The sequence below is a fragment of the Paenochrobactrum gallinarii genome, from assembly GCF_014205685.1.
GTDB lineage: Bacteria > Pseudomonadota > Alphaproteobacteria > Rhizobiales > Rhizobiaceae > Paenochrobactrum > Paenochrobactrum gallinarii.
The window spans coordinates 1-24,954 of sequence record NZ_JACIIU010000010.1 but is presented as its reverse complement, the minus strand read 5'-3'; the positions used below and the strand labels follow the sequence as shown (position 1 = coordinate 24,954).

General features: G+C 48.0%; 24 protein-coding genes, 1 tRNA gene and 1 riboswitch. Of the genes, 20 read left to right on the top strand and 5 right to left on the bottom strand.

Annotation, left to right across the window (positions count from 1 at the left end; genetic code table 11):
* Nucleotides 1-291: 291 nt before the first annotated feature.
* From FHS77_RS10515 to FHS77_RS10480, 8 genes are all read left to right on the top strand, one after another.
* A complete protein-coding gene (locus tag FHS77_RS10515) occupies nucleotides 292-540 on the top strand; it encodes a helix-turn-helix domain-containing protein (RefSeq protein ID WP_210307106.1) in 249 nt (82 codons plus the stop codon).
* 224 nt (nucleotides 541-764) lie between these two features.
* The gene (locus FHS77_RS10510) at nucleotides 765-1,991 is read left to right on the top strand and encodes a septal ring lytic transglycosylase RlpA family protein (protein WP_184223107.1); all 1,227 of its coding nucleotides are present in this window, start codon (nucleotides 765-767) and stop codon (nucleotides 1,989-1,991) included.
* A gap of 46 nt (nucleotides 1,992-2,037) precedes the next feature.
* Entirely contained in the window at nucleotides 2,038-3,192 is a 1,155-nt protein-coding gene (locus FHS77_RS10505) for a D-alanyl-D-alanine carboxypeptidase family protein (protein WP_184223234.1), read from the top strand.
* An 83-nt stretch (nucleotides 3,193-3,275) separates the two neighbouring features.
* Nucleotides 3,276-3,938 (top strand): dTMP kinase, encoded by a 663-nt coding sequence (tmk, locus tag FHS77_RS10500; protein WP_184223105.1) that lies wholly within the window; start codon nucleotides 3,276-3,278, stop codon nucleotides 3,936-3,938.
* Complete coding sequence (locus FHS77_RS10495; protein ID WP_184223103.1) at nucleotides 3,928-5,010, top strand: DNA polymerase III subunit delta'; 1,083 nt, start codon at nucleotides 3,928-3,930, stop codon at nucleotides 5,008-5,010. The genes tmk and FHS77_RS10495 overlap by 11 nt, the downstream gene beginning before the upstream one ends.
* A gap of 91 nt (nucleotides 5,011-5,101) precedes the next feature.
* Complete coding sequence (gene metG, locus FHS77_RS10490; protein WP_184223101.1) at nucleotides 5,102-6,649, top strand: methionine--tRNA ligase; 1,548 nt, start codon at nucleotides 5,102-5,104, stop codon at nucleotides 6,647-6,649.
* Nucleotides 6,650-6,698: 49 nt separating this feature from the next.
* Nucleotides 6,699-7,484: a TatD family hydrolase gene (locus FHS77_RS10485; protein ID WP_184223232.1), complete on the top strand. Its 786-nt coding sequence runs from the start codon at nucleotides 6,699-6,701 to the stop codon at nucleotides 7,482-7,484.
* Between the two features lie 49 nt (nucleotides 7,485-7,533).
* Nucleotides 7,534-8,355 carry an MBL fold metallo-hydrolase gene (locus FHS77_RS10480; RefSeq protein ID WP_184223099.1) on the top strand — a complete coding sequence of 274 codons (822 nt, stop codon included), beginning with the start codon at nucleotides 7,534-7,536 and terminating at the stop codon, nucleotides 8,353-8,355.
* A gap of 43 nt (nucleotides 8,356-8,398) precedes the next feature.
* On the opposite strand, the gene FHS77_RS10475 is transcribed toward FHS77_RS10480, so the two are convergent.
* Nucleotides 8,399-10,198 (bottom strand): glucan ABC transporter ATP-binding protein/ permease, encoded by a 1,800-nt coding sequence (locus FHS77_RS10475; RefSeq protein WP_184223097.1) that lies wholly within the window; start codon nucleotides 10,196-10,198, stop codon nucleotides 8,399-8,401.
* Nucleotides 10,199-10,556: 358 nt separating this feature from the next.
* Here FHS77_RS10475 and FHS77_RS10470 point away from each other — a divergent pair, with 358 nt between their 5' ends.
* From FHS77_RS10470 to FHS77_RS10460, 3 genes are read left to right on the top strand one after another with little or no spacing between them, the layout of a single operon-like run.
* Nucleotides 10,557-11,540 carry an RluA family pseudouridine synthase gene (locus FHS77_RS10470; protein ID WP_184223095.1) on the top strand — a complete coding sequence of 328 codons (984 nt, stop codon included), beginning with the start codon at nucleotides 10,557-10,559 and terminating at the stop codon, nucleotides 11,538-11,540.
* 53 nt (nucleotides 11,541-11,593) lie between these two features.
* Nucleotides 11,594-12,499, top strand: a complete 906-nt coding sequence (locus FHS77_RS10465; protein ID WP_184223093.1) for a DMT family transporter — start codon at nucleotides 11,594-11,596, stop codon at nucleotides 12,497-12,499.
* A 49-nt stretch (nucleotides 12,500-12,548) separates the two neighbouring features.
* Nucleotides 12,549-13,334 (top strand): ATP12 family chaperone protein, encoded by a 786-nt coding sequence (locus tag FHS77_RS10460; RefSeq protein ID WP_184223091.1) that lies wholly within the window; start codon nucleotides 12,549-12,551, stop codon nucleotides 13,332-13,334.
* Nucleotides 13,335-13,403: 69 nt separating this feature from the next.
* Here FHS77_RS10460 and glnA read toward each other — a convergent pair whose 3' ends face one another.
* Both glnA and FHS77_RS10450 read right to left on the bottom strand, forming a co-directional pair.
* A complete protein-coding gene (gene glnA, locus FHS77_RS10455) occupies nucleotides 13,404-14,813 on the bottom strand; it encodes a type I glutamate--ammonia ligase (protein WP_184223089.1) in 1,410 nt (469 codons plus the stop codon).
* A 47-nt stretch (nucleotides 14,814-14,860) separates the two neighbouring features.
* A complete protein-coding gene (locus FHS77_RS10450) occupies nucleotides 14,861-15,199 on the bottom strand; it encodes a P-II family nitrogen regulator (RefSeq protein WP_184223087.1) in 339 nt (112 codons plus the stop codon).
* 256 nt (nucleotides 15,200-15,455) lie between these two features.
* Between FHS77_RS10450 and FHS77_RS10445 the strand changes: the two genes are divergently transcribed.
* Nucleotides 15,456-16,316 carry an NAD(P)H-hydrate dehydratase gene (locus FHS77_RS10445; RefSeq protein ID WP_184223085.1) on the top strand — a complete coding sequence of 287 codons (861 nt, stop codon included), beginning with the start codon at nucleotides 15,456-15,458 and terminating at the stop codon, nucleotides 16,314-16,316.
* Nucleotide 16,317: 1 nt separating this feature from the next.
* Here the strand turns inward: FHS77_RS10445 and uvrA are convergent, their stop codons facing one another.
* Nucleotides 16,318-19,239, bottom strand: a complete 2,922-nt coding sequence (uvrA, locus tag FHS77_RS10440) for an excinuclease ABC subunit UvrA (RefSeq protein ID WP_184223083.1) — start codon at nucleotides 19,237-19,239, stop codon at nucleotides 16,318-16,320.
* 317 nt (nucleotides 19,240-19,556) lie between these two features.
* Here uvrA and FHS77_RS10435 point away from each other — a divergent pair, with 317 nt between their 5' ends.
* The 3 genes from FHS77_RS10435 to FHS77_RS10425 all read left to right on the top strand — a co-directional run bounded on the left by FHS77_RS10435 (nucleotide 19,557) and on the right by FHS77_RS10425 (nucleotide 22,019).
* Entirely contained in the window at nucleotides 19,557-20,009 is a 453-nt protein-coding gene (locus tag FHS77_RS10435) for an OsmC family protein (protein WP_184223081.1), read from the top strand.
* A 278-nt stretch (nucleotides 20,010-20,287) separates the two neighbouring features.
* The gene (locus FHS77_RS10430; protein ID WP_184223079.1) at nucleotides 20,288-20,755 is read left to right on the top strand and encodes a GFA family protein; all 468 of its coding nucleotides are present in this window, start codon (nucleotides 20,288-20,290) and stop codon (nucleotides 20,753-20,755) included.
* A gap of 100 nt (nucleotides 20,756-20,855) precedes the next feature.
* A riboswitch (FMN riboswitch) is annotated at nucleotides 20,856-21,007 on the top strand.
* Between the two features lie 97 nt (nucleotides 21,008-21,104).
* Nucleotides 21,105-22,019 carry a DMT family transporter gene (locus FHS77_RS10425; protein ID WP_281383603.1) on the top strand — a complete coding sequence of 305 codons (915 nt, stop codon included), beginning with the start codon at nucleotides 21,105-21,107 and terminating at the stop codon, nucleotides 22,017-22,019.
* Between the two features lie 72 nt (nucleotides 22,020-22,091).
* On the opposite strand, the gene sufA is transcribed toward FHS77_RS10425, so the two are convergent.
* Nucleotides 22,092-22,472, bottom strand: coding sequence for a Fe-S cluster assembly scaffold SufA (sufA, locus tag FHS77_RS10420; protein WP_184223077.1), 381 nt, complete (start codon nucleotides 22,470-22,472; stop codon nucleotides 22,092-22,094).
* A gap of 178 nt (nucleotides 22,473-22,650) precedes the next feature.
* Here sufA and FHS77_RS10415 point away from each other — a divergent pair, with 178 nt between their 5' ends.
* From FHS77_RS10415 to FHS77_RS10395, 5 genes are all read left to right on the top strand, one after another.
* A complete protein-coding gene (locus FHS77_RS10415) occupies nucleotides 22,651-23,259 on the top strand; it encodes a Cif family virulence factor (protein WP_246431294.1) in 609 nt (202 codons plus the stop codon).
* Nucleotides 23,260-23,418: 159 nt separating this feature from the next.
* Nucleotides 23,419-23,508, top strand: a tRNA-Ser gene (locus tag FHS77_RS10410).
* A gap of 348 nt (nucleotides 23,509-23,856) precedes the next feature.
* Entirely contained in the window at nucleotides 23,857-24,108 is a 252-nt protein-coding gene (locus FHS77_RS10405; RefSeq protein ID WP_184223075.1) for a hypothetical protein, read from the top strand.
* Between the two features lie 333 nt (nucleotides 24,109-24,441).
* Complete coding sequence (locus tag FHS77_RS10400; RefSeq protein WP_184223073.1) at nucleotides 24,442-24,603, top strand: hypothetical protein; 162 nt, start codon at nucleotides 24,442-24,444, stop codon at nucleotides 24,601-24,603.
* A 178-nt stretch (nucleotides 24,604-24,781) separates the two neighbouring features.
* On the top strand, nucleotides 24,782-24,954 hold a 173-nt coding region (locus FHS77_RS10395; protein WP_184223071.1), incomplete at its 3' end, for a helix-turn-helix domain-containing protein.

Sequence of the window (24,954 nt, the reverse complement as noted above, 5' to 3'; positions counted from 1 at the left end):
AAACCCGTCTTCACGCCTGTGAAGGCGGGCTTTTTACATCAAAATTGCGTTATTGCACGATCATTGTTTGCGTCAAAGCTCTGTTTAATGATAGTGGTAACACTTTCTTAACGGTAAAAATAAACTGCATACGAAGACAAAACCTTCGTATAAGTTTGATATTTGCCAATTATGCTCCCCATCAGGTGAGGGCCTGTCTCACTGTCTGCTGTCGGATTTCTCCGGCAAATTGAAGCGCGTTTGTTGTTTTGGAGCCATTCAGCAAGCGTTTTAAAAAAACAAAGGTGTTTAATGTCGTCTAAATCAGTTTTAGAAAATATTCAGAATTTAGTAGGTCACGGCGTACATATCGTGCAGGCTGTGCGTCAGTCATTGGGTTATTCAATTGAAGAGCTGGCAGTCGTTTGCGGTCTCACCAGTGACGAAATCACATTATTGGAAAACAGCGATCAGGTTGAGCCTAAAAAACTTGCGCGCATCACATCAGCAGCCGGCTTCCAGCCTGAAACAATCGACAAGATATTGGTTAAAGCTTCTTAAAATCGAACAGGTAATTGTTTACCATATTTGCAAAGACAGGCCATTTGGTCTGTATAACCCCTCTTGCTTCCTGAAGCAGATCAAGTTTTAATGACCTGTCAATAATTGGCTGCCATCTGTTTTGGGTATGTGAAACGTAGTTTTGAATGAAACTGTGTTTTTTGTTAAGCGAGCGAACGGCATTTATGAGATATAAATCAAGTTGGTGCAAAGCCGACACGACAATGAATGAGAAGCGACTGACAAAATTGTCCAGTCGTTTTGTTGTTATTGCGGTAATCGGCGGTGTTCTGACAGCCTGTGCAGCACCGGCAACGGATCAAAAAACAAAGTCCAAAACCCGTTCAAAAGAATATTTTGCGGAAAGCCAGTATGGTGTGAAGGCAAGCCCGCGTGTAACCACGCAAAAAGGCAAGCCTTTGCCGCGTGGAGGCGGACGTGATCAGGTCGGCAAACCTTATAAGGTTCGTGGCAAGTGGTATAAGCCTAAAGAAGACCCGAATTATAAAAAGACAGGTCGCGCTTCTTGGTATGGTGATGCATTTCATGGTCGTTTGACTGCAAACGGCGAAATCTATGATATGCACCACCTGACCGCCGCGCATCCGACCATGCCGCTGCCAAGCTATGCCAAGGTGACCAATCTGGCTAATGGCAGCTCGCTGATCGTGCGTGTGAATGATCGCGGTCCTTATTCCAATGGCCGGATCATTGATCTTTCAAAACAAGCTGCTGAAATGCTTGATTACACCCATCACGGCACAGCCGATGTGAAGGTGGAATATGTTGGTCGTGCGCCACTTGATGGCAAAGATGATCAATTTTTAATGGCGTCCTATCGTGACGGATCAGATCCTGTCGGGCAGCCGGCTACTGGTGTCATGATGGCCATGAACGGTCCGACACCAACTGCGCGACCTGATAATAGTCCTTTTGCGACAGGTCAGTCATCATTTGCATTCAGCAGCGAGCCAGCATCCGGCGCTATGCAGGGGAGTATGTCGGGCGATATGCTCGTGCCAGCCACGATTCCACTGCCTATGGCGCGTCCGGCCACTGGTTTGGGCATTGCGAATGCCGACCATAACGGTTTTGCCGGTATGGCTGGTTACGCGTCAGACCGCGTTGCGACGGCCTCATTCAAAGAACAGCAGACCTATGGCAGCATCTTGTCTGCTGATGCAATTTCAGCTTCGTGGCGCAAGCAGAATGTTTCTGCCCCGTCAGACATTGATTATGTCGATCTTGGCTCTTTTTCCTCGAAAGTACAGGCTGACAAAATCGCTGATCGGCTGAATAAATATGGCAAGGTCAGCCATGTGACCATTCCGACAGAGCAGGGTGAGATTTTCACACTGACTGCAATTGCCACCAACGGGAATAATGATGCTCTCTTGCGTCAGGCCTGGCAGGCAGGAGCGCAGGATGCCTTTGTCGTGCGTGTTCGGTAAAACCAAATATCAAACCAAATCAGCATTGTGTAAATTATCGCGCGCAATGCTGCAATCCTCAGTACTGGTTATCGGTATTTTTGCAGGGCAGGTCGCTTATGCAACTGATGATTTGCAAATAAAAGCACCGCAGGTTTTGCTGCTGGATGATAAAACCGGCACTGTACTTTTTTCCCGCAATAGCGAACAACAATTTCCACCTGCCTCACTGGCCAAGCTTATGACGGCTGAAGTGGTTTTTGATGCACTGCAAAAGCAGAAAATCAAATTAGATGACAGCTATGTGGTGAGCGAACATGCATGGCGTACCGGCGGCGCACCGTCGCGCACACCAACCATGTTTGCCAAAATCAAATCATCGCCAACAATTGAAGATCTTATTCAGGGTATGATTGTGCAAATGGCCAATGATGCCTGCATCATTTTGGCTGAAGGGTTGACTGGCAGCGAAAAGCAATTTGTCACGCTTATGAATGAACGTGCAAAGCTCCTTGGGCTCGAAAACTCGCTCTTTGTCAATTCAACCGGACTGCCAGCCGATGGTCAGCATGTGAGTGTTGGTGATCTTACGAAGCTGGCACGCCATATTTATCATCAATATCCCGAATATTATCCTTATTTTGCCAAGACGGATTTCACTTGGAATAAAATCTTCCAGCGCAATCGGAATGAGCTTCTTTATCTGGATATCGGCGCTGACGGGATGAATGTTGGCGGCACCAAAGAAAGTGGCTTTGCACTTGTCACATCTGCCGAGAAAAATGGCAGGCGTTTGTTTTTAAGCCTTGCAGGGCTAAAGAATGAAAAACACCGCACCGAAGAAGCACGCCAGCTCATTGAATGGGGCATGAGTAATTTTGACGATATGCGGCTTTTTTCCAAAGGTGCAGTCGTTGGACAGGCGCAGGTGTTTAACGGCACGCAAAGCGCGGTGGCACTCATTGTCAAGGACGATGTGGATTTACTGCTGCCACGCAACGGACAGGATCAGCTTACGGCTGAAATCGTCTATCGCGGCCCACTGGATGCACCGGTTAAAGCGGATCAGCAGGTGGGCAGTTTAAAAATAAAATTAGATAAGCAGATTGTGCGCGAGCTACCTGTTTATACCAGCCAAGCCATTGAAGTCGGTAATTTAGAAGAGCGTTCTCTTGGCGCACTGGTTGAAATCGCAACGGGCTGGATACGTAAATTTCGCTGATTATTGATCTATGCTTGCGTCTCTCAGCCAAGCCGCATAAGACGGTGATGAGTGTCAATGATTTTAGCAAGGAGCGCATAGCTGTGGCCGGATTGTTCATAACATTCGAAGGCGGCGAGGGCGCTGGGAAATCAACGCAAATAGCGTTGCTGGCTGATTACCTGAAAAACGCAGGGTTTGATCCGTTGATTACCCGTGAGCCGGGAGGCTCCTCCGGTGCCGAGGCCGTGCGTCATGTAATTTTAAGCGGTGCCGCCGAAAAATATGGCGCAGCCATGGAAGCCGTGCTTTTTGCCGCTGCCCGCAATGACCATATCGAACAACTGATCAGACCGGCATTGGATGAAGGACGCATTGTTTTATGCGATCGTTTTATCGATTCAAGCCGTGCCTATCAGGGTGTAACCGGCAATCTGGATGCTGTTTTTATGGCGAATTTAGAGCGGGTTTCTATTGATGGCGTCAAACCGGACATGACCTTTATTCTGGATATTCCGGCGGAAAAAGGTATGGCACGCGCGGTAAAGCGTCGTGGCAACGAAACAGCAGATCGTTTTGAAAAAGAAAAGATTTTTACACAAGAAGCGCGCCGGCAGGCTTTCCTTACGATTGCTGCCAATGAGCCTGAACGCTGCAAGGTGATTGATGCAGACAGGCCTTTGGAAGCCATAAGTCAGGATATTATTGCTCAGGTCGCAGCTTTGCTGAAAACAAAAGATTTCAAGAGGACGGCAGATGATCAATGATATAGTCAGTCCGCCAACCTATGATACGATTGAAGGTATTCCGACACCATCTGCCAATGACTTTCTGGCAGGTCATCAGGATAATGTCGAGTTTCTGGTGCAGGCCTACAAAAGCGGGCGCATGCATCATGCGCTATTGCTGGAAGGGCCGCAGGGTATCGGCAAGGCCACATTTGCCTTCCGGCTGGCAGGGCATATTTTACAATATCCGCAAGTGGTACACGCCCCTCTGCACTTAAATAAACCGGATTATACCACCTCGCTTTATCGCCAGATTGCGGGCGGTATGCATCCGGCTGTCTTGCATATCAGCCGGCCATTTGATCAGAAAACCAGCAAATTCCGCACCGTGATTACGGTTGATGAAATCCGTAAAGTAACGCATTTTCTAACGCGTACCGCATCGGATGATGGCTGGCGTATTGTTATCATTGATCCGGCGGATGATATGAACCGCAATGCAGCGAATGCTTTGCTGAAAACGCTGGAGGAACCACCGGCAAAGGCTTTGTTTATCCTGATTTCGCACTCTGCCGGACGATTGCTGCCAACGATCCGCTCGCGTTGTCAGGCTTTACGTTTCAAGCCGCTTGATAATGGTTCCATGCGTGAAACATTAAGCCGTATCGGCTCTCATGTGGGGCTTGATACAGGCAATGCGGATTATATGCAGTCGCTGCTTGCGCGCTCTGAAGGCAGCGTGCGACGTGCTTTGCTGATGGCTGCCAATGGCGGCCTTGAAATTGCAGATACGGCCGATGCTATTTTGGCCGCTCCCGTTTTTGATGTGCCGAAAGCACAAAATCTGGCGCAGGTTTTAACCGGTCGCGAAGCGGAAGTGCAGTATCATTTATTTATGGAGCACATGCTCAATCTGATTGCTGCAAAGGCTTGCAAATATGCTCAGGATGGTTTTGTCGGCGCTGCCGATGCCTGGTCGCGTTTCTGGCATAAAATCTCTGATGAAGCTGCAGAAACAATGACCTATAATCTTGACCGTAAACAAGCCGTCATGCTTGTTTTACAAAAAACACACCTCGCCACTCATGGCGACCTTTTTGGTGCGATGTGATTTTAGTCTCTGTTTATAAGATTAAGTGACAGAGCCTGTGACATAGGGTATGTCACATTTAACAAGATTTGAAACGAAGTAATGTGAAGTTATGAACCGCGAAAAATATTATATCACCACTGCCATCGCGTATCCTAATGGTAAGCCGCATATCGGTCATGCTTATGAACTGATTGCTACCGATGCATTAGCTCGTTTTCAGCGCCTCGACGGTAAGGATGTTCACTTTCTGACCGGCGCTGATGAGCACGGTATCAAGATGTTTCAGAGCGCGCGTAAAGAGGGCATTACCCCGCGCGAACTGGCTGACAGAAACACGGCTGAATTTCAGAAAATGACGGTTTATCTGAATTCGTCCCATGACGAATATATCCGCACCTCTGAAGAGCGCCATTATAAAGCCTGTCAGCATATCTGGTCTGCAATGCAGGCCAATGGTGATATTTACAAGGGCGGTTATGCCGGCTGGTATTCGGTTCGTGATGAAGCTTATTACGGCGAAGAAGAAACCGAAGTTCGCGCCGATAATGTACGTTATGGCCCGCAGGGCACGCCGGTTGAGTGGGTGGAAGAAGAGAGCTATTTCTTCAAACTATCTTCTTATCAGGACAAATTGCTGGCTCTCTATGAAAGTCAGCCAGATTTTATTATGCCGTCTGAGCGCCGCAATGAAGTGATTTCATTCGTCAAATCGGGCTTAAAAGATCTGTCCATTTCCCGCACCACCTTTGACTGGGGTATTCCGGTGCCGGGTGATGAAAAACACGTCATGTATGTGTGGGTTGATGCGCTGACCAACTATATTACAGCGCTTGGCTATCCGGATATGACCACTGAAAAAGCAGGCTTCTGGCCAGCCAATGCTCATATTATCGGTAAAGATATCCTGCGCTTCCATGCGGTTTACTGGCCAGCATTTTTGATGTCTGCCGGTATCGAATTACCGAAACGCGTTTTCGCCCATGGTTTCTTGTTTAACCGCGGTGAAAAAATGTCGAAGTCACTCGGCAATGTGATTGACCCGCAGGGCCTGGTCGAGCGCTACGGCCTTGATCAATTGCGCTATTTCTTGCTGCGTGAAGTACCTTTCGGTCAGGATGGCAGTTATAGCCATGAAGCAATCGTCAATCGCACCAATGCGGATCTGGCCAATGATCTGGGCAATCTGGCACAGCGCTCGCTGTCGATGATCGCCAAGAACTGTGAAGCCAAAGTGCCGACAGCCGGTGAATTCAGCGCCGATGATAAAGCTATTCTTGATATGGCTGATGCAGCGCTTGCAACTGCGCGCAAGCAGATGATGCAGGAAGGTATCCACCATGCATTGGCGGCAATTTTCGGTGTTGTTGCTGAAGCCAACCGCTATTTTGCCGGTCAGGAACCTTGGGCGCTGCGCAAAACCGATCCGGCACGCATGGAAACCGTTCTTTATGTAACGGCGGAAATTCTGCGCCGCGTTGGAATCATGACACAGGCCTTCATTCCTGCATCTTCCGCCAAGCTGCTGGATGTGCTGGCAATTCCAGAAGATCAGCGCAATTTTGCTGATATTGCTGCGCATCCACTGGTTAGCGGTGCGCCATTGCCTGCTCCTCAGCCGATTTTCCCGCGCTATGTGGAAACAGAAGACGGATTGTGATTGTCTGATGTCAGCCAATGATATGAATACAGGTAAAATCCAGTTGCCTTTGCTGGTCGACAGCCATTGCCATTTGGATTTTGCCGACTTTGACGAAGAGCGCGAAGCTATCATGCAGCGCGCCTTCGACAATGGCGTACGCCGTATGGTGACTATTTCGACACGGGTTAAAAAGTTCGATCAGATTTTGGCTTTGGCTGAAAAATATGACGAAGTTTATTGCTCTGTCGGCACCCATCCAAACAATGCCCATGAAGAACTAGATGTAACGGCCGATCAGCTTGTTGAGCTGGCGCAGCACGCAAAAGTCGTGGCCATCGGCGAGGCTGGCTTAGATTATCATTATGATTATTCAACGCCGGAAGCGCAGCGCCAAGGACTTCTCACCCATATTGAAGCCTCGCGCCGCACCCAATTGCCACTGGTGATTCATGCACGCAGTGCCGATGATGATATGGCGCAGATTTTGCGTGATGAAACCGCCAAGGGGGCGTTTCCGTTTATTCTGCATTGTTTTTCATCCGGCATTGAGCTGGCACGTACAGGTGTCGAGCTTGGCGGTTATGTGTCGTTTTCCGGCATTATTACCTTCAAGAATTCGGCTGAAATTCGTGAAGCCGCAAAGATTGTGCCGCATGATCGTTTGCTGGTAGAAACGGATGCGCCTTATCTGGCGCCAATGCCGCATCGCGGCAAGCGCAATGAGCCGTCCTTTGTCAAACACACGGCAGATGTACTGGCTGATGTGATTGGTGTTTCATCTGAAGAAATTGCCAAAATCACCACTGACAATGTCTTCCGTCTGTTTTCCAAAATGCCCAGACCTTCAATCTAGAGGTTGGGTTAAGTCAATACCTTTAGATTGAGATCGAAAAGGGTGTCTCATGAGTGACGCATCAACTCTGCGCCTGACCATTTTAGGTTGCGGCTCATCACCTGGCGTGCCCCGCATCAATGGCGATTGGGGCGCTTGTGATCCGCACAATCCGAAAAATAACCGCAGACGTGCGTCGCTGCTGGTTGAGCGTATCGGCCCGTCAGGCGGTAAAACGGTGGTAGTGATCGATACAGGGCCCGATTTTCGCGCACAAATGATTGATGCGAAAGTTACCCAGCTTGATGCCGTGCTTTACACCCATGCCCATGCGGACCACATTCACGGCATTGATGACCTGCGGACCTATGTGACGGACAATCAGGCATTGATGGATATTTATGCGACTGCCACTACGCAGGCGCGGCTTGATGAAAGCTTCGGCTACTGCTTTGTGACGCCAGAAGGCTCCAATTATCCGCCGATTTTAAAAGCCAATGAAATTGATAATGAAACAGCTTTCAGCATTAGCGGGGCAGGTGGCGCTATTAATTTTCAGCCATTGTCACAGCGCCATGGCGACATTGAAAGTTTAGGCTTCCGTATTGGTGATGTGGCCTATTGCACTGATGTCAGTGCTTTTCCGGAAGGTAGCCCCGAAAAGCTCGAAAATCTGGATTTGCTGATTATTGATGCGCTGCAATATCGCCGCCATGCCAGCCATTTTTCCTTGGAAGAAGCGCTGGAATGGATTGAGCGTTTGCAGCCAAAACGGGCCATTTTGACCCATATGCATATTCCGCTCGACTATGAAACAGTCTCCGCCCAAGTGCCCGACCATGTGGATCCAGCCTATGACGGCATGCAGATCGAGTTTTTAATTAAATCATGAATAATAAAAAGCCCCGACTTTCGGGGCTTTTTTATATTATTTTTTAAGCAGATACTTCCTTGACGGGAAAGGGCATCACATTGCTGGCGGATGCATCTTTTTCTGTGCCCTCATCATCGGATGCCATCAGACCACCGGCACGAAGCAGTGCGGCAAAGCGGCCGTTTTTCGCAGCCAGTTCATCAAAGCTGCCGCGCTCAACCACATGACCTTTATCAAGGAACAGCACCTGATCTGCCGAGCGTACGGTCGATAAACGGTGCGCGATGATAAAGGTTGTGCGACCCTCGCTCAAATCATCAATGGCTTTTTTAACTTTTGCTTCAGTTTCAACGTCCAAAGCGGAGGTGGCTTCATCCAGCACCAAGATCGGTGCATCTTTCAAGATTGCACGGGCAATGGCCAGACGCTGACGCTCACCGCCGGAAAGGTTAGAGCCGCGCTCACCAATTTTGGTGTCATAGCCTTCACTTTTCGACAAAATGAACTCATGCGCAGCAGCTGCTTTAGATGCACCATGCACGGCATCATTATCGGCATCTTTACAACCGATACGGATATTTTCTTCAATCGAACGATTAAAGAGACCGGCATCCTGAAATACAGTTGCAATGGAATGGCGCAGTGAATGACGGCTAACATGTCGCGTATCGTGCCCGTCAATGGTGATTCGACCGGCAGCAGGCTCATAAACGCGCTGCAACAGATTAATCAGTGTCGTTTTACCGGCACCAGTCGGGCCGACAATGGCAATGGTCTGACCAGGCGCCACGGTAAAGGAAACGTCATAAACGCCCTGACCGGAATTTGGAAACTCGTAAGTGACATTGTCAAAAATGATCTCGCCGGAGACATCTTTGAGTTCCAGCGCATCTTCAGGTTCATAACGGTCAGCCGTTGCATCTTCCATCTCGAAAAATTCTTCAAGCTTGGCACGCGCTGAGACGGTCTGATTGATAAAAGCACTGATCTGATCAAGACGACCGATCATCAGCTGGGCAAAGCCGATAAAGGCAATAACTTCACCAACACTCAACTGACCCTTGGTGACAAAATAAGCACCAAGCAACAGCACAATCACCATCGAAATAGTGGATGCCATGCGGTTGAGACCACTTGCCAAAGCCCACCAGTTCAACACAGGATTTTGTGCTTTTTGTAAGTCGGCTGCATATTGGCGCAAATTTTCAGCTTCGGTCGTGATACGATTAAAGCTCTGCACCACAGACACATTGCTGATTGTGTCGCTGACATGCTCAAAGACACGGTGGTGATGTTTTTCAACGGCTGCCTGACCATCTTTGGTCTTGCGCATAACCAATTGGCCGATCATCACATAAATGACACCCAGCACCACAAGAACAAGCGACATGCGCACATCCATTTGCATTGCAAGCGGAATAAGAGCGGCGAGGGCAACAACGGTGGTTAAATGCTGGCGCAAGAACTCGAGCCACAATGTGAAAAGTGAATCTGTTGCTCGCAAAAGTGTGTGCAAGGCGTGCGATGTGCCGCGCTTCTGGTGCCATGCAAGCGGCATGGTGATGATACGCTCATAAGATTCAGTCAGAACACTAAGGCGGCGGCGATGGGCGAGGCGGTCTGCACCACGTGCGACAAACACCACCGCAATGATGTTGAAAATGCCAAGAGCTGCCCACATGGCCAGTTGTGTGACGACATTGGCGCGTTCGGATATAGTCTCAATCACCCGCCCGAACAAAATCGGTTCGGCCAGTGTCACCAGTGCTACCAATGTGCTGGCTATGCACATTATGATTGTGGCGCGCTTTTCAGCGGCCAAATAAGTCATGGAGCGCCAATAAAGTTTTAATAATGTCACAGTTCAACTCCGGCCATTCATCAGGCATGCTGGCATGTGTGGCTATTGCATTCACAATTTGCTGCACCTGCCATGAGATGGGACTTTTGCGAAATTTCCACAATAGAGTTGGGTTTCAAGAATGGCATGAAAGTGGCCATTTCAACCATAAATTACAACGGACTGTAATGCTGCGTGATAGAAACGTTAAATTTTGGTGTTCTTTGGTCAAACTTTCCAATTCTTAACTCGCAAGATGCGCAAAGCAGTGCTAGGAGCTTAAAACAACAAATGATGAAATGCGCCATATGATGAATGGCGTCAGGCAAAGCGCACATGCTTTTCAAGCAGCCTTTGCATTACAAATTGGGTTAAGCTTATGGCTGGCGTAGAAATTAAAACCGTTGCCGCGGATGAAACAGGAATGCGACTCGATCGCTGGATGAAGATCTATTATCCGGGATTGGGCTTTGGGCATTTACAAAAATTGCTTCGCTCCGGCCAGATCCGTGTGGATGGCGGTCGTGCAAAAAGCGACAGCCGTTTGCAAGGCGGACAATCCATCCGCATCCCGCCGCTGGGGCTGGAAGATAAAGCTGAAACATCAGGACTGACCGGCAAAAGCATCCGAAGCCAGAGCGACAGCGATGTGCTTAAGCAAATGCTGCTTTACGAAGATCCAAAGGTTTATGTATTCAACAAACCGGCAGGTCTGGCAGTGCAGGGCGGCTCAGGTCTCACCCGCCATGTTGATGGTATGCTGGAAGCATGGCGCAACAAACGTGGTGAGAAACCACGTCTGGTACACCGCCTCGACAAAGATACTTCCGGTGTTTTGGTAGTAGCCAAAACCCGTGGTGCAGCACAGTCATTGACTGCTGCATTCCGTGAGCGCGATACTAAAAAGACCTATTGGGCTTTGGTCAAAGGTTTGCCACGCAAAAAGGAAGATAAAATCTCCACTTGGCTGGTAAAAGAAACCACACCTGACGGCGATAAAATGCGCGTTTGCAAACATGGTGAGCCGGATTCAGACCACGCAGTTTCATTTTACCGGATCATTGAAAAAGCTGGTAACGGCCTGACATGGCTGGAAATGGAACCATATACCGGCCGTACGCATCAGTTGCGCGTTCACGCAGCCTATATCGGGCATCCGATTATCGGTGATCCTAAATATTTTGAAGCGGATTCAAATTGGGAATTCCCGGGCGGCATCCAAAATAAACTGCATCTGCACGCTCGTCGCATCCGCATTCCAAACCCTTCTGGCGGAACTTTGGATGTTACTGCACCTTTGCCACCGCATATGGTGCAGACTTGGAACCTGCTTAGCTTCGACATGGAAAATTCGGAAGACTAAGTCTCATGTCAGCTAACGGCACAGGAACGAGACTGATATCACCAGCCCCCAATATGCAGCAAGCCCCCTTTGATAGTGTGGCGATAGGGCTGGTACTGCTTATCATGTTTACATGGGGGCTTAATCAGGTTGCGATTAAAATCGGCAATCAGGGTTTTAACCCGATGCTGATGGCAAGTGCCCGTTCTGTACTGGGCGGCGTGCTGGTTTTCACGTGGTGCCAATATAAACAAGTGCCGCTCTTCAACAAGGACGGCACTTTCTGGCCGGGCATCCTCGCGGGTCTTTTATTTGGCGGCGAGTTTGTACTTATCTTCATGGCGATGGACTATACCAATGTCGGGCGCGTCACACTGATGATGAATATGATGCCGTTTTGGGTCGCGATCGGCAGTTATTTTTGCCTTGGCGAACGTATGTCCTTACGAGCCATAATCGGGATGGTTATTGCCTTCGCAGGCGTTTTTCTGGTGTTTTCCGATCGAGTCTCCAGTGTTAGCCCTTATGCTTATATCGGTGACATCATGGCAATTATTGCCGGCATTATGTGGGGGCTTTCCAATATCGTGATCAAAGGAAGCTCGCTTACCCGTGCAGCGCCTGAAAAAGTGCTGCTTTATCAGCTGGCAATCGGCTCAATTGTTCCATTGCCCTTCATGGCTTTGAGCGGCTCTCTCATTCGCTCGCCTGATATGTGGTCAATCCTAGCATTTTTCTTCCAATCCGTATTTGTGGTAGCATTTACCTACCCGCTTTGGTTTTGGATGATGCGCCGCTATCCTGTATCCAAACTATCGAACTTTGCTTTTCTAACGCCTGCGATTGGGGTTTTGATGAGCGGACTGATATTAGGTGAAGCATTAGGCTGGAAAATTTTTGCAGCTCTTGTTTTAATTGCCTTAGGGCTGATTATCATCAACCGGCCAGTTAAATCCGGCAGTCATAAAGCTGCAACTTGAACACGCTTTTTAAGCGGCAATGATATTCACTTAAAGACGGAACTTAAATATGCGCGATATTTTATCTGACCTTGAAGCAGGGCCAACACTTTCTGATCCTGATCCGGTGCGCCGCGCCCAAATTCAGATGAAAGCACCATTACCGAAGCGTTTTTATGAAAAAGCCGAAGTGGCCGGGGCCGAAGGCGGTTTTACCGTACAGCTTGATGGTAAGCTGGTGCGCACACCTGCACGACAGCCTTTAGTGCTCACCACACATGCCGCAGCACAGCTTATCGCTGACGAGTTTGAGGCGCAAAAGGAAGTTGTTAACGCTGAAACCATGCCGGTCACCCGGCTGGTCAACACAGCGATTGATGGTATCGCTCTCGATCATCAGGCAGTCTTTGAAGATATTCTGCGTTTTGCCTCTTGCGATATGCTGTTTTATCGTGCCGACAGTCCGCAGGAATTGGTTGATCGCCAGACCAAACAATGGGATCCGATTATTGATTGGGCAGAAAGTTTAGGCGCGCGCTTCAATCTTGCAGAAGGTGTGATGCATGTCGAACAACCACGCGAAGCGATTGCTGCCTTTGGTGTGCATTTATCCAGTGCCAATGATCCGGTGACGCTGGCAGTGCTGCATACATTTACCACATTAACCGGCTCTGCCTTGCTCTCGCTTGCGATTTACAAGCAGCATTTAACAGCTGAAGAAGCATGGAAACTGGCGCATCTGGATGAAGATTGGACAATTGAAAATTGGGGCGAAGACGAGGAAGCTGTCTGGCGTCGCAATAAGCGTTCTGCGGAAATGTTTGCGGCTGATGCACTTTTGAAAGCTATATCATAATCTTAGGTTGTTTTTATAACTATATGATTTAATTAAAAAAGCCCCGATTTTCATCGGGGCTTTTTAGTATTAGCAAGAATAATACATATCAAATTCGACCGGATGCGGGGTCATTTCATAACGCATCACTTCAGCCATTTTCAGTTCAATGAAGCTGTCGATCTGCTCGTCTTCAAAGACACCACCGGCTTTCAGGAATTCACGATCCTTATCAAGGCTTTCCAATGCCTCACGCAAAGAAGCGCAAACAGTAGGGATTTCTTTCAGCTCTTTGGCTGGCAGATCATAAAGATCTTTATCCATTGGCTGACCTGGGTGAATTTTGTTTTTGATACCGTCAAGACCAGCCATCAACAATGCTGCGAAGCAGAGATACGGGTTTGCTGACGGATCAGGATAACGCACTTCAACGCGCTTGGATTTTGGCGAAGAACCAAACGGAATACGGCACGAAGCGGAACGGTTACGTGCAGAATAAGCCAAGAGAACAGGCGCCTCATAGCCCGGCACCAAACGCTTGTAAGAGTTGGTTGAAGGGTTGCTGAATGCGTTGATCGCTTTAGCATGCTTGATGATGCCGCCGATGAAGTAAAGGCAGGTTTCTGAAAGTCCTGCATATTCATTACCGGCAAATGTCGGCTTGCCATCTTTCCAGATCGACAAATGCACATGCATGCCCGAACCGCTTTCGCCGAATACAGGCTTAGGCATGAAGGTTGCGGTTTTACCATAAGAATTGGCTACCTGATGCACGACATATTTATGGATCTGCATCTTGTCGGCATTACGAACGAGCGTGTCGAATTTCAAACCAAGTTCGTGCTGGGCTGCAGCCACTTCATGGTGATGCTTTTCAACTGTTACGCCCATTTCACTCAAAATGCTGAGCATTTCAGAGCGGATATCCTGTGCGGAGTCGACCGGCGGCACAGGGAAGTAGCCGCCCTGTTTGCGAGGCCGGTGACCCAAATTGCCGCTTTCAAGATCACGATCATTGTTGCTTGGCAGATCATAGGCATCCAGTTTGAAACCGGTATTGTAAGAGTCTGTGCTGAACTTCACATCATCAAAGAGGAAAAATTCAGCTTCTGGGCCAATAAATACAGTGTCACCAAAGCCCAGTGCGCTCACATAAGCTTCTGCTTTTTTGGCTGTGGTGCGCGGGTCGCGTGCATAGGCTTCGCCGGAAATCGGATCAAGGATATCACAGAACAGAACCAGTGTCGGATGCGCGAAGAAAGGGTCGATATGTACGGTTTCAGGATCCGGCATCAACACCATGTCGGATTCATTGATTGCCTTCCAGCCGCCGATGGAAGAGCCGTCAAACATAACGCCATCGGTAAACATATCCTCGTCAACAAAGCTGACATCCATGGTCAGGTGGTGCAGCTTGCCTTTAGGATCTGTGAAGCGCAGATCAACAAATTTAATCTCGTTATCGGTGATCAGTTTTAGAATATCATGCGGCGTGGTCATTTTAAATTTATCCTTGGGCTGATGATCGCTGGGAGTAAAGTTTTAAACTAAATTGCGTCCGGTCCGGTTTCACCGGTGCGGATGCGAATGACTTCTTCAATATTGGAGACGAAAATCTTACCGTCGCCGATGCGTCCCGTCTGTGCGGCTTTGCGGATGGCCTCAATCGCACCTTCCAGAGCTTCGTCGGTGACAACCACTTCGATTTTTACTTTCGGCAGAAAATCCACCACATATTCGGCGCCCCGATAAAGCTCTGTATGGCCTTTTTGACGGCCAAAGCCTTTGGCTTCAATGACGGTGATACCTTGCAGGCCAACATCCTGTAGAGCTTCTTTAACTTCATCAAGCTTGAACGGCTTTATTATGGCTTCAATTTTCTTCATTCTCGAAGGCTCCGCTTATCTGATCCGGTTATGAAGGATAAAAGCATGTTTCGTGCCAAGTTGTAATTGTTTTTAAAAAATTTCATTATCTATGTTTTCCCTCGTAAAAAATGAGAGAAAAACGTGCATAGTGCAGCTCCGTAACAAGATGATTAGATATCAGGCATGTCTGAAGTATAATGGACTGCCTATTTTTTAGGCATTATGATGCTTTAGAAATCAGGCTAATCTGCACAGCAATAATATTGGTGAAAAAATGGGAACCGCAGCACTCAATGAACCGCCATTATGGAAAAATGCACTGCCGCGCTTAGACGCAGAAACCCATAAATATAAACGTGGTCATGCGCTCGTCTTTTCTGGCGGCCTCACAAATACAGGCGCTGCACGCCTTGCAGCCATAAGTGCAGCGCGGATCGGAGCAGGGCTAGTAACCGTTCTTTCGCCATCGGATGCACTGCTCGTTAATGCATCCCACCTGACCAGCATCATGTTGCGGGAAACCAGAACCATTCAGGATGCGGTGGATTGCATCGAAAACAGGCTTGTTACAGCAGCGCTTATCGGTCCGGCATATGGGTTGGGCGTAAAAACACGTAATGACTGCATCACTTTGCTCAAAAAAGCTAAAACAAACGCACTGATACTGGATGCAGATGCTTTGTCATCATTTAAAGAAATGGCAGATGCATTATTTGCCAGCATTCATGCATCACAGATTGCCGTGGTTTTAACGCCGCATGAAGGCGAGTTTCGCCGTTTATTTCCCGATATTGCAGATAATGAGAAACTAACAAAGGCAGAAAAAGCCAGCCAAGCTGCCATAAGGGCAGGGGCATGTGTCGTCTATAAAGGCGCACAAACTATTGTGGCACTGCCTGATGGCAGATATTCTTATAATGATAATGGCACACCACTGCTGGCAACCGCCGGATCAGGTGATGTATTGGCCGGTATGATTACAGGCTTACTGGCAGCCGGAATGCCAGTCTTTGAGGCCGCATCTGCCGCCGTATGGTTCCATTGTGAGGCTGCGAAAAAACAGGGGGCAGGCCTCATTGCTGAAGATCTGCCCCTGATGATACCGCAAATATTAGCAGATTTTACTGGCCGCTGAATTACTCAGCGGCCTCTGTTTTTTGATTTGGACGACGCTCCAAAAGTTCTTTCAGATATTTACCGGTATAAGATGCCTGAACTTTCACAATATCTTCCGGGCGTCCCATCGCCACAATCTGACCGCCGCCATCACCGCCTTCCGGCCCGATATCGATGATCCAGTCTGCTGTCTTGATCACTTCCAGATTATGCTCAATCACAGCAACCGTGTTGCCCTGATCCACCAGTTCATGCAGTACTTCCAATAGTTTTGCCACATCATGGAAGTGCAAACCGGTTGTCGGCTCATCAAGAATATAAAGCGTGCGACCAGTCGCTTTTCTGGAGAGTTCTTTAGCAAGCTTGACGCGCTGCGCCTCACCACCGGAAAGGGTTGTTGCCTGCTGGCCAACCTTCACATACCCCAGGCCAACCTTTACCAAAGTTTCGAGCTTGTCGCGCACAGATGGCACCGCCGAGAAGAATTCAGCGCCTTCTTCCACGGTCATGTCCAGCACGTCGGCAATCGACTTGCCTTTAAACAGAACTTCGAGTGTTTCACGGTTATAACGCTTGCCATCGCACACATCACAAGTGACATAAACATCCGGCAGGAAGTGCATCTCAATTTTAATGAGTCCATCGCCCTGACAAGCCTCACAGCGGCCGCCTTTGACGTTGAATGAGAAGCGGCCTGCCTGATAACCACGCGCTTTCGCTTCAGGAAGCCCGGCAAACCAATCGCGAATAGGAGTAAATGCGCCAGTATAAGTGGCAGGGTTCGATCTTGGTGTACGACCAATCGGTGACTGGTCAATATCAATGACCTTGTCAAGGAACTCGAGCCCCTCAATCCGGTCATGTTCAGCCGGATGCTCACGCGAGCCCATAATCTTGCGCGATGCTGATTTAAACAAAGTTTCAATCAGGAAGGTTGATTTACCACCACCTGAAACACCGGTGACGCATGCAAAAGTGCCAAGCGGAATTTCAGCTGAAACATTTTTAAGATTGTTGCCGCGCGCACCGATCACTTTAAGGCGTTTTGTTTCAGAAAGTGCACGGCGTTCTGCGGGCACTGCAACATCCAGTGCACCGGAAAGATATTTACCGGTCAGCGAATCCTTGGACGCCATAACTTGCTCAGGCGTACCTTGCGCAATCACCTGTCCGCCATGCACACCGGCAGCAGGGCCGATATCAACCACATAATCAGCGGTCAGAATGGCATCTTCATCATGCTCAACAACAATCACCGTGTTGCCGAGATCACGCAAATGGCGCAAAGTATCAAGCAAACGGGCATTATCGCGCTGATGCAAGCCGATGGACGGCTCATCAAGCACATAAAGAACACCGGTTAAGCCAGAGCCAATTTGTGATGCAAGACGAATACGCTGGCTTTCACCACCTGACAATGTGCCGGAATTACGCGACAAAGTCAGATATTCAAGACCGACATCATTCAAAAAGCGAAGACGTTCGCGGATTTCCTTCAGAATACGCGCCGCAATCTCACGCTGCTTGTCATTAAAACCACTATCGACATTCTTAAACCAATCATCAGCCACACGAATAGATTGCTCAGTAATCTGTCCAATATGCAGACCACCAATCTTCACAGCCAACGCCTCAGGTTTCAGGCGATAACCTTTGCAAGACGGGCAGGGACTGGAGGACATGAAGCGTTCAATTTCCTCACGCGACCAGGCCGAATCCGTCTCTTTCCAGCGGCGCTCCAAATTAGGAATAACACCTTCAAAGCTTTTAGTCGTTTGATACGACCGTGTGCCATCATTATAGGCGAAGGTAATTTCATTGCCGCCTGTGCCGTAAAGAATAGCTTTTTTAGCAATTTCCGACAATTCGCTCCACTTGTCAGACATCGCAAACTCATAGGATTTAGCAAGCGCTTCCAGTGTCTGGTTATAATAAGGCGACGAGGATTTTGCCCATGGTGCCACAGCGCCATTTTTCAAAGCAAGGGCTGTATCCGGGATAATCAGGTTGGGATCGATAGCCTGTTGCGTACCCAAGCCATCGCAGGTCGGGCAGGCGCCAAACGGGTTGTTAAAGGAAAACAAACGCGGTTCGATCTCAGGAATAGTAAAGCCTGACACAGGACAGGCAAACTTCTCCGAGAACATCACGCGTTCATGGGTTTCATTCTTTGATTTATTGGCAGACTGACCGGCTTTTTCAGAATCCGGCAGTGGTTTGTCGGCAAATTCTGCAATCGCCAAACCTTCTGCTAATTGCAGACAGGTTTCCAAACTGTCAGCCAAACGCGAGCCGATATCAGCACGCACCACAAGACGATCCACTACAACGTCAATATCGTGCTTATATTTCTTATCAAGCGGTGGAGCATCGGCGATTTCATAAAACTCACCGTCAATTTTGACGCGCTGAAAGCCTTTTTTCTGCAATTCCAGCAGTTCTTTGCGATATTCGCCCTTACGACCACGTACAATCGGCGCCAGAATATAAAGACGTGTGCCTTCTTCGAGAGCTAAAACGCGATCGACCATCTGGCTGACGGTCTGGCTTTCAATCGGCAAACCAGTGGCTGGCGAGTAGGGCACCCCTACGCGCGCAAACAGCAGACGCAGATAGTCATAAATTTCGGTAACAGTACCAACGGTCGATCGCGGATTGCGGCTGGTGGTTTTTTGTTCAATTGAAATGGCAGGTGAAAGCCCGTCGATCTGATCGACATCCGGCTTTTGCATCATTTCCAGAAACTGGCGCGCATAGGCCGAAAGGCTCTCCACATAGCGGCGCTGGCCTTCAGCATAAATCGTGTCAAAGGCAAGTGATGACTTACCGGAGCCGGAAAGACCTGTCATGACAATCAGCTTGTCACGCGGCAAATCCAGATCAATATTCTTCAGATTATGCTCACGTGCGCCACGGATGGAGATGAATTTATGTTCACTCATTTTGCGTTCTGCCTGCTTCAAATCATGCCCAAACCAGCTTGCTTGGACGCTGCGCAAAACGCACGTCATCACGGCATCCGGTTCATTTACTGCTTTACTGATCAGTTATATGGAACTCGACAACCACATAGTGAAGAGCAGTTTCAGCATTATTTCTCGAATTAACATGAGAACAAATATCGAACAAGTGCCTTTTACGTCTTCTTGCGCATTTAATGTATAAAATCTCTGCAATCGATAATTTGTCTGTTGCGGACTGGTTCTGCCTTTCATCCTGACATAGTATAGTGAGGCACATGAACCGATAAAGGACGCGTATGATGGAAATGTCTGTGGAAGTGCATTGGGAGCGTGAAGGCGCTGTTTTTACGGATAAGAAATATAGCCGTGCGCATATCTGGCGTTTTGATGGCGGTCAGGTTGTTCCGGCTTCATCATCACCACATGTCATTCCGCTGCCTTATTCGGTTGAAGCTAATGTTGATCCGGAAGAGGCTTTCATTGCAGCTATTTCAAGCTGTCACATGCTTACATTTCTTGGCGTGGCCGCAGCCAAGCGCATTGTCATTGAAAGCTATACAGATAAAGCAACCGGATTCATGGAAAAGATTGACGGTAAAATCCTTGTAAGCCGTGTCGAGTTAAAGCCAGAGATCATTTACGGTGGTGAGAAGCCAAGCGCTGAAGCGGAAGCGCAATTACACCATTTAGCACATGAACAGTGTTTCATTGCCAATTCTGTTAAAACAGAAATTAAGGTTATCAGTTAAAAACACCAAGCGTCAGGCGTTGACGGTGTGCGCGCTATAAGCCTGACGCTTCAACCACAATCATTATCAAGCTGATTGAGGCTTAAATACCCGTAAAACCTCAACTGCTCACATCACTTTGTTCCATAACCTATCTTATCTAACCATGATGCGCGTATTTTACAAGATAGAATAAGCCTCTCTCACTTAAGCGTCGAATGGCACATGTAGCGAACATTTGATTGATAAGGTTTCAAAGAATTTGTAAAATAAATATTATTCTTTGAAGGATGCAATTGATGAAAATGCCTCGATTACCACTAAGCGGACAATGTCGTTGCGGTCAGGTCAAAATTGAAGTCACTGCTGCTCCGATCATGACAGCAGCTTGCCATTGTACCGGCTGCCAGACCATGAGCAGCAGTGCGTTTTCATTAACCGCGATGGTTCCCTCTTCCGGATTTAAAGTCACACAAGGAAAACCTGTTATCGGTGGTTTGCATGGAGCCCAACAGCATCATTATTTCTGCGATCACTGCATGACGTGGATGTATACCCGCATTGAAGGCGTTGACGGCTTTCTCAATGTGCGTCCGTCATTATTTGAAGATCATGCGTGGTTCGTCCCGTTTATCGAAACAATGACCAAGGAAAAACTAGCCTGGGCGCAGACACCTGCCACTCACAGCTATGAAGGTTTCCCGCCTTTTGAAGACTTTGAAATGCTTATGGGTGAGTTTGCATCATCAAATGCATCCCATACTTAAAGCGTTAAATCCATCTATAGATTGATTTAACGCCACACATATCCTATCTCATATGCAGCCAGAGATCAGATTTTGGTCTTTAGCTGCTAGATTAATGAAATCCAGTTCTCAGGGCGGGGTGAAATTCCCCACCGGCGGTAACGAATAAAACTTATTCGAAAGCCCGCGAGCGCCTGACATTTCTTGTCAGGGTCAGCAGATTCGGTGTAACTCCGAAGCCGACGGTCATAGTCCGGATGAGAGAGAGCGTGGTGTGAATGCTGCATGCGCAAACGGCTTTTGGCCGCCTGCTATTGTTGTTTTCTACCCGTACCCTGAGGTGACAGGCTAACGAGACAGGAAAACAACGTTGAGCCAAATTACCTCTGTTAAAACGACCAGATCGTCTGTACTTGGCGCTAGCCTGATGTTGGCTGCTTGTGTTGCCTATGCAGGCGTCAATGTCGCCACCCAATGGGCTGGCACTAAAACAGGCATTCCATCGGTTATGATTGCCTTTTGGCAATATATTATTGCCCTTATTCTTACACTGCCTTTCGTGTTCCGTCTTGGCTTGCAGGCATTACGCACCAACCATTTGATGCTGCATATTATGCGCGTTGCATTGGCCGCAGCTGGCGTGCAGGTGTGGATCTACGCCCTCACCCATGTGCCAATTTGGCAGGTCATTGCACTGGCAATGACATCACCATTTTTCGTGATCCTATTTGCACGGTTTTTCTTGAAAGAAGTTGTCACTCCGGCGCGCCTTATCACCGCTATTGTCGGCTTTTCCGGTGCCGTGATTATTCTGGCACCATGGTCTGACACCTATACCGCCTATGCTTTGCTGCCAGTGCTGGCGGCAGCTCTCTGGGCGGGATATTCCGTCATGACCAAATATCTGACGCGTTTTGAGCGCTCTGTCAGCATCTCCATCTATATGCTGGTTCTGCTTTCGCCAATCAATGCAGGTTTATGGGTTGCATCAGGCATCGGTATGCCGGAAATGGCAGCGCCGGCGATGGAGGTTTGGTTTATTCTTATTCTGATTGGCACCCTCACCGCGATTGCGCAATATTGCCAAATCGCAGCTTATTCCGAAGCAGATGCTGTCTTCCTGCAACCATTTGATGATCTGAAACTGCCGATCAATGTCATTCTCGGCTGGATCGTCTTTGCCGCAGTGCCGGATAATAATTTCTGGTTTGGCGCAGCCCTCATTGTCGGCGCATCGCTTTATCTCGTGCGCCGTGATGCCGGAAAGCTCCCTGCCCGCGCTTAAAAGAAGCAGCCCGCCATTTAGATAAAATGGCGGGCTTTTTTATAATGATTTCAATATATTATTATAAATTCTTTATAAATTGCTTTCAAGCTCACGAAGCTTCTCTTCAGAGACTGGCGTCAGTTCAATTGATTCACCGCAACCACATGCCGAGGTCTGGTTTGGATTGTTGAAAACAAAGCCAGTGCGTAATGGCGTCACTTCAAAGTCCATTTGTGTACCCAGCAAAAACATAACGGCCTGTGGCGCAATATAAACATGCGCACCATTATGCTGCACCAGATCGTCTCCTTGCTGCGGCTCATTGACCAAATCGATCGTATATTCCATTCCCGCACAGCCGCCTTTTTTGACGCCAATGCGGATGCCATGCGCATCTTCACGCGCTTCAACAATTTCATTCACACGACCAGCAGCAGCATCGGTCAAGGTCATTACTGCAAAACGGCCCATTTTATTCACTTTCAATTTGTACAAAAGTACTGAATCTATCAGCAAGAAAATCAAGAATCGTGGCGATCACAAAACTTCACTTAATTTGCCATGATTTCACTATATTTAGTATCCTACAATGCTGATCGCAAGGGATCAATGTTTTGCGGCTAGCTCATAAATTAACAAGGATCATTTCATGCGACAGATATATGCACAAAAGCAGGATGTGACCATGCGCGGGCTGATGCTCGCTGCTGTCATTAGCGGTTTGTCTTGCCTGCCGGCTTCAGCCAATGAAAAAGAGCCTAAACCTGCTGCGACAGCTGAAACCGTTGAAAAGACTGAAGCTCCTGCCGTTCAGGACGAGGTTGAAGAAACGGAAAAAGTCCCTGACTATCTTGATAATCGCAGTAATCCCGAAACATTGATTGAATCATATTACAATGCGATCAATCGTAAGGAATATGTGCGCGCCTATAGCTATTATTCAGAAGAAGGCCGTGATCCGCATTTTGATGATTTTGCCAAAGGCTACGAAAATACTAAATCTGTACGTGTAAAAACCAGACACATTGAGCCCGACCCAGGTGCCGGACAAATTTACTGGAGCCTTCCACTTGCGATTGAAGCAGAAGATAATGATGGTAAAAAAACTGTCTTTACCGGTTGTTACACTTTGCGAATGACAAATCCGGCTATGCAGGAAGAGCCACCGTTTAAACCATTGGAGATTATGACAGGTAGTCTTACCCCCTCACCGCTTGATCTGGAAAAGAGTGTTCCGGAAAGCTGCGAGGCCCCCTAAAAACTGTTATTAACAGCTTCATTCAATTATTTTTTCTTTAAGCATAATAAGCAGTTGACGTTTCAAATGATTTGCATATAAAGGCGACATTCAGCACTGCTCATATTGCCTTATATGGGCGCATATTTGTTCTTCTTGTTCAAATATAAAGTGTTAGCCGGAGGGGTGGCCGAGTGGTTTAAGGCACCGGTCTTGAAAACCGGCGTGCGGGTGACCGTACCGTGGGTTCGAATCCCACCCCCTCCGCCATAACCATTGATTTCATTGGTGTTTTTCCAGTTTTTATTCATTTGACATAACCGTGAAATAAAACGGATAGCTTTAGATGTGTCCTATCCTAACTTGAATCCCTGTTCTAACTACGGGTTCTAGGCGCAGTTTTGTGATCGCAACACTTGGCTGATTCCTATAACTGTTGAGCTGCCAGCGCCAAGGTATTAGCCAAATTGTAATTTTATTGCCCTCAGTCAAACCTCTCATAAAGTTTGAAATCGCTCACTTATTTTACATTCTCCACATCTCCCCATGCGGAACATATACCTAATTATTGACAAATATTCCTATTTAATACATTTTAGAACAAAAGGAGTACGAGTCGTGAGCACCAATACGCAAACAACCGAAAAGTTCATTGTAATCCCCTATCGGAAAAATCGCCGAAATTTAACCGCTGCCGAAATGCGACCAGCCCAAACTGAAGAAAGCGCAAAAAGGATTGCTGGCCTCATGGCGGAGCGCTTTGCAGGCGTTGTGGCTTATGCCGTGGTGGTCGATGAAGAGAGCGGCGATATGAATGAACCGCGCCTGCTCGCCTCTTATGGCGAAGTGCCAGCGGCACAAGAAGACTAAAAACAAGTTCACATTTTGCAGACATAAACTTGCGCATTTTGTTGCGTGAGAGTGATGCTACTCGCCTGATTTTGGAGCCAACGATATGAGCTGGAAAAGCCAAATACAAGTCCGAGATCTGGAAGATGATCAACACTTGGAAATGATATGCCTAAAATGTGGACGCCTTGTTTACATCAGGAAGGCAGACATTTGTAAGAAGGAAGGCTATGAGCAACTTTACCTAGATGAAGTCGAGCGCCGCTCACGATGCCGTGGCAAAGGATGTGATGGCCGATTCCGTATGGCTATGGAGCGCCTTAAGGAATTAAGTGGCTTCGTAGGTGGCATAGCATGAGCGATGAGAAGAAGGTCAGAACATCCAAAGGAATGGACGAACACTGGTGCATGCATAACGGCTGCAAGAAATGGGGCAGTTTTGGCTTTCAAGGCCGTTACGGCCAACTGTGGTTTTGTGGCGACCATAAAGAAGAAGGTGTTAAAGAAGCAAAATAAAAAAGCCCCGCCTGTTTAGGACGGGGCTGTATTTGTTTAGTTGTATTAGTTCTGATTTGATCTGACACCGCTCCCATTTAGGCTTAGCGAAATGGGAACGGTGTAGGCTCTTGCAGAGCTTTGTGGTTATCGGTTTTGATAGTGGTGCAAACCTAACCTCAAAACGAAGGAAACCACAATGTTGCATTCTACAGATAAAATCATCAAACATAAAACAGGCCTGTTAAATTTGGCGGAAGAACTCGGCAATGTTTCGAAAGCCTGTCAGGTGATGGGACTGTCGCGCGATACTTTTTATCGCTATAAAGCAGCTGTTGAAGAAGGTGGCGTTGCAGCACTGCTGGAGCGCAC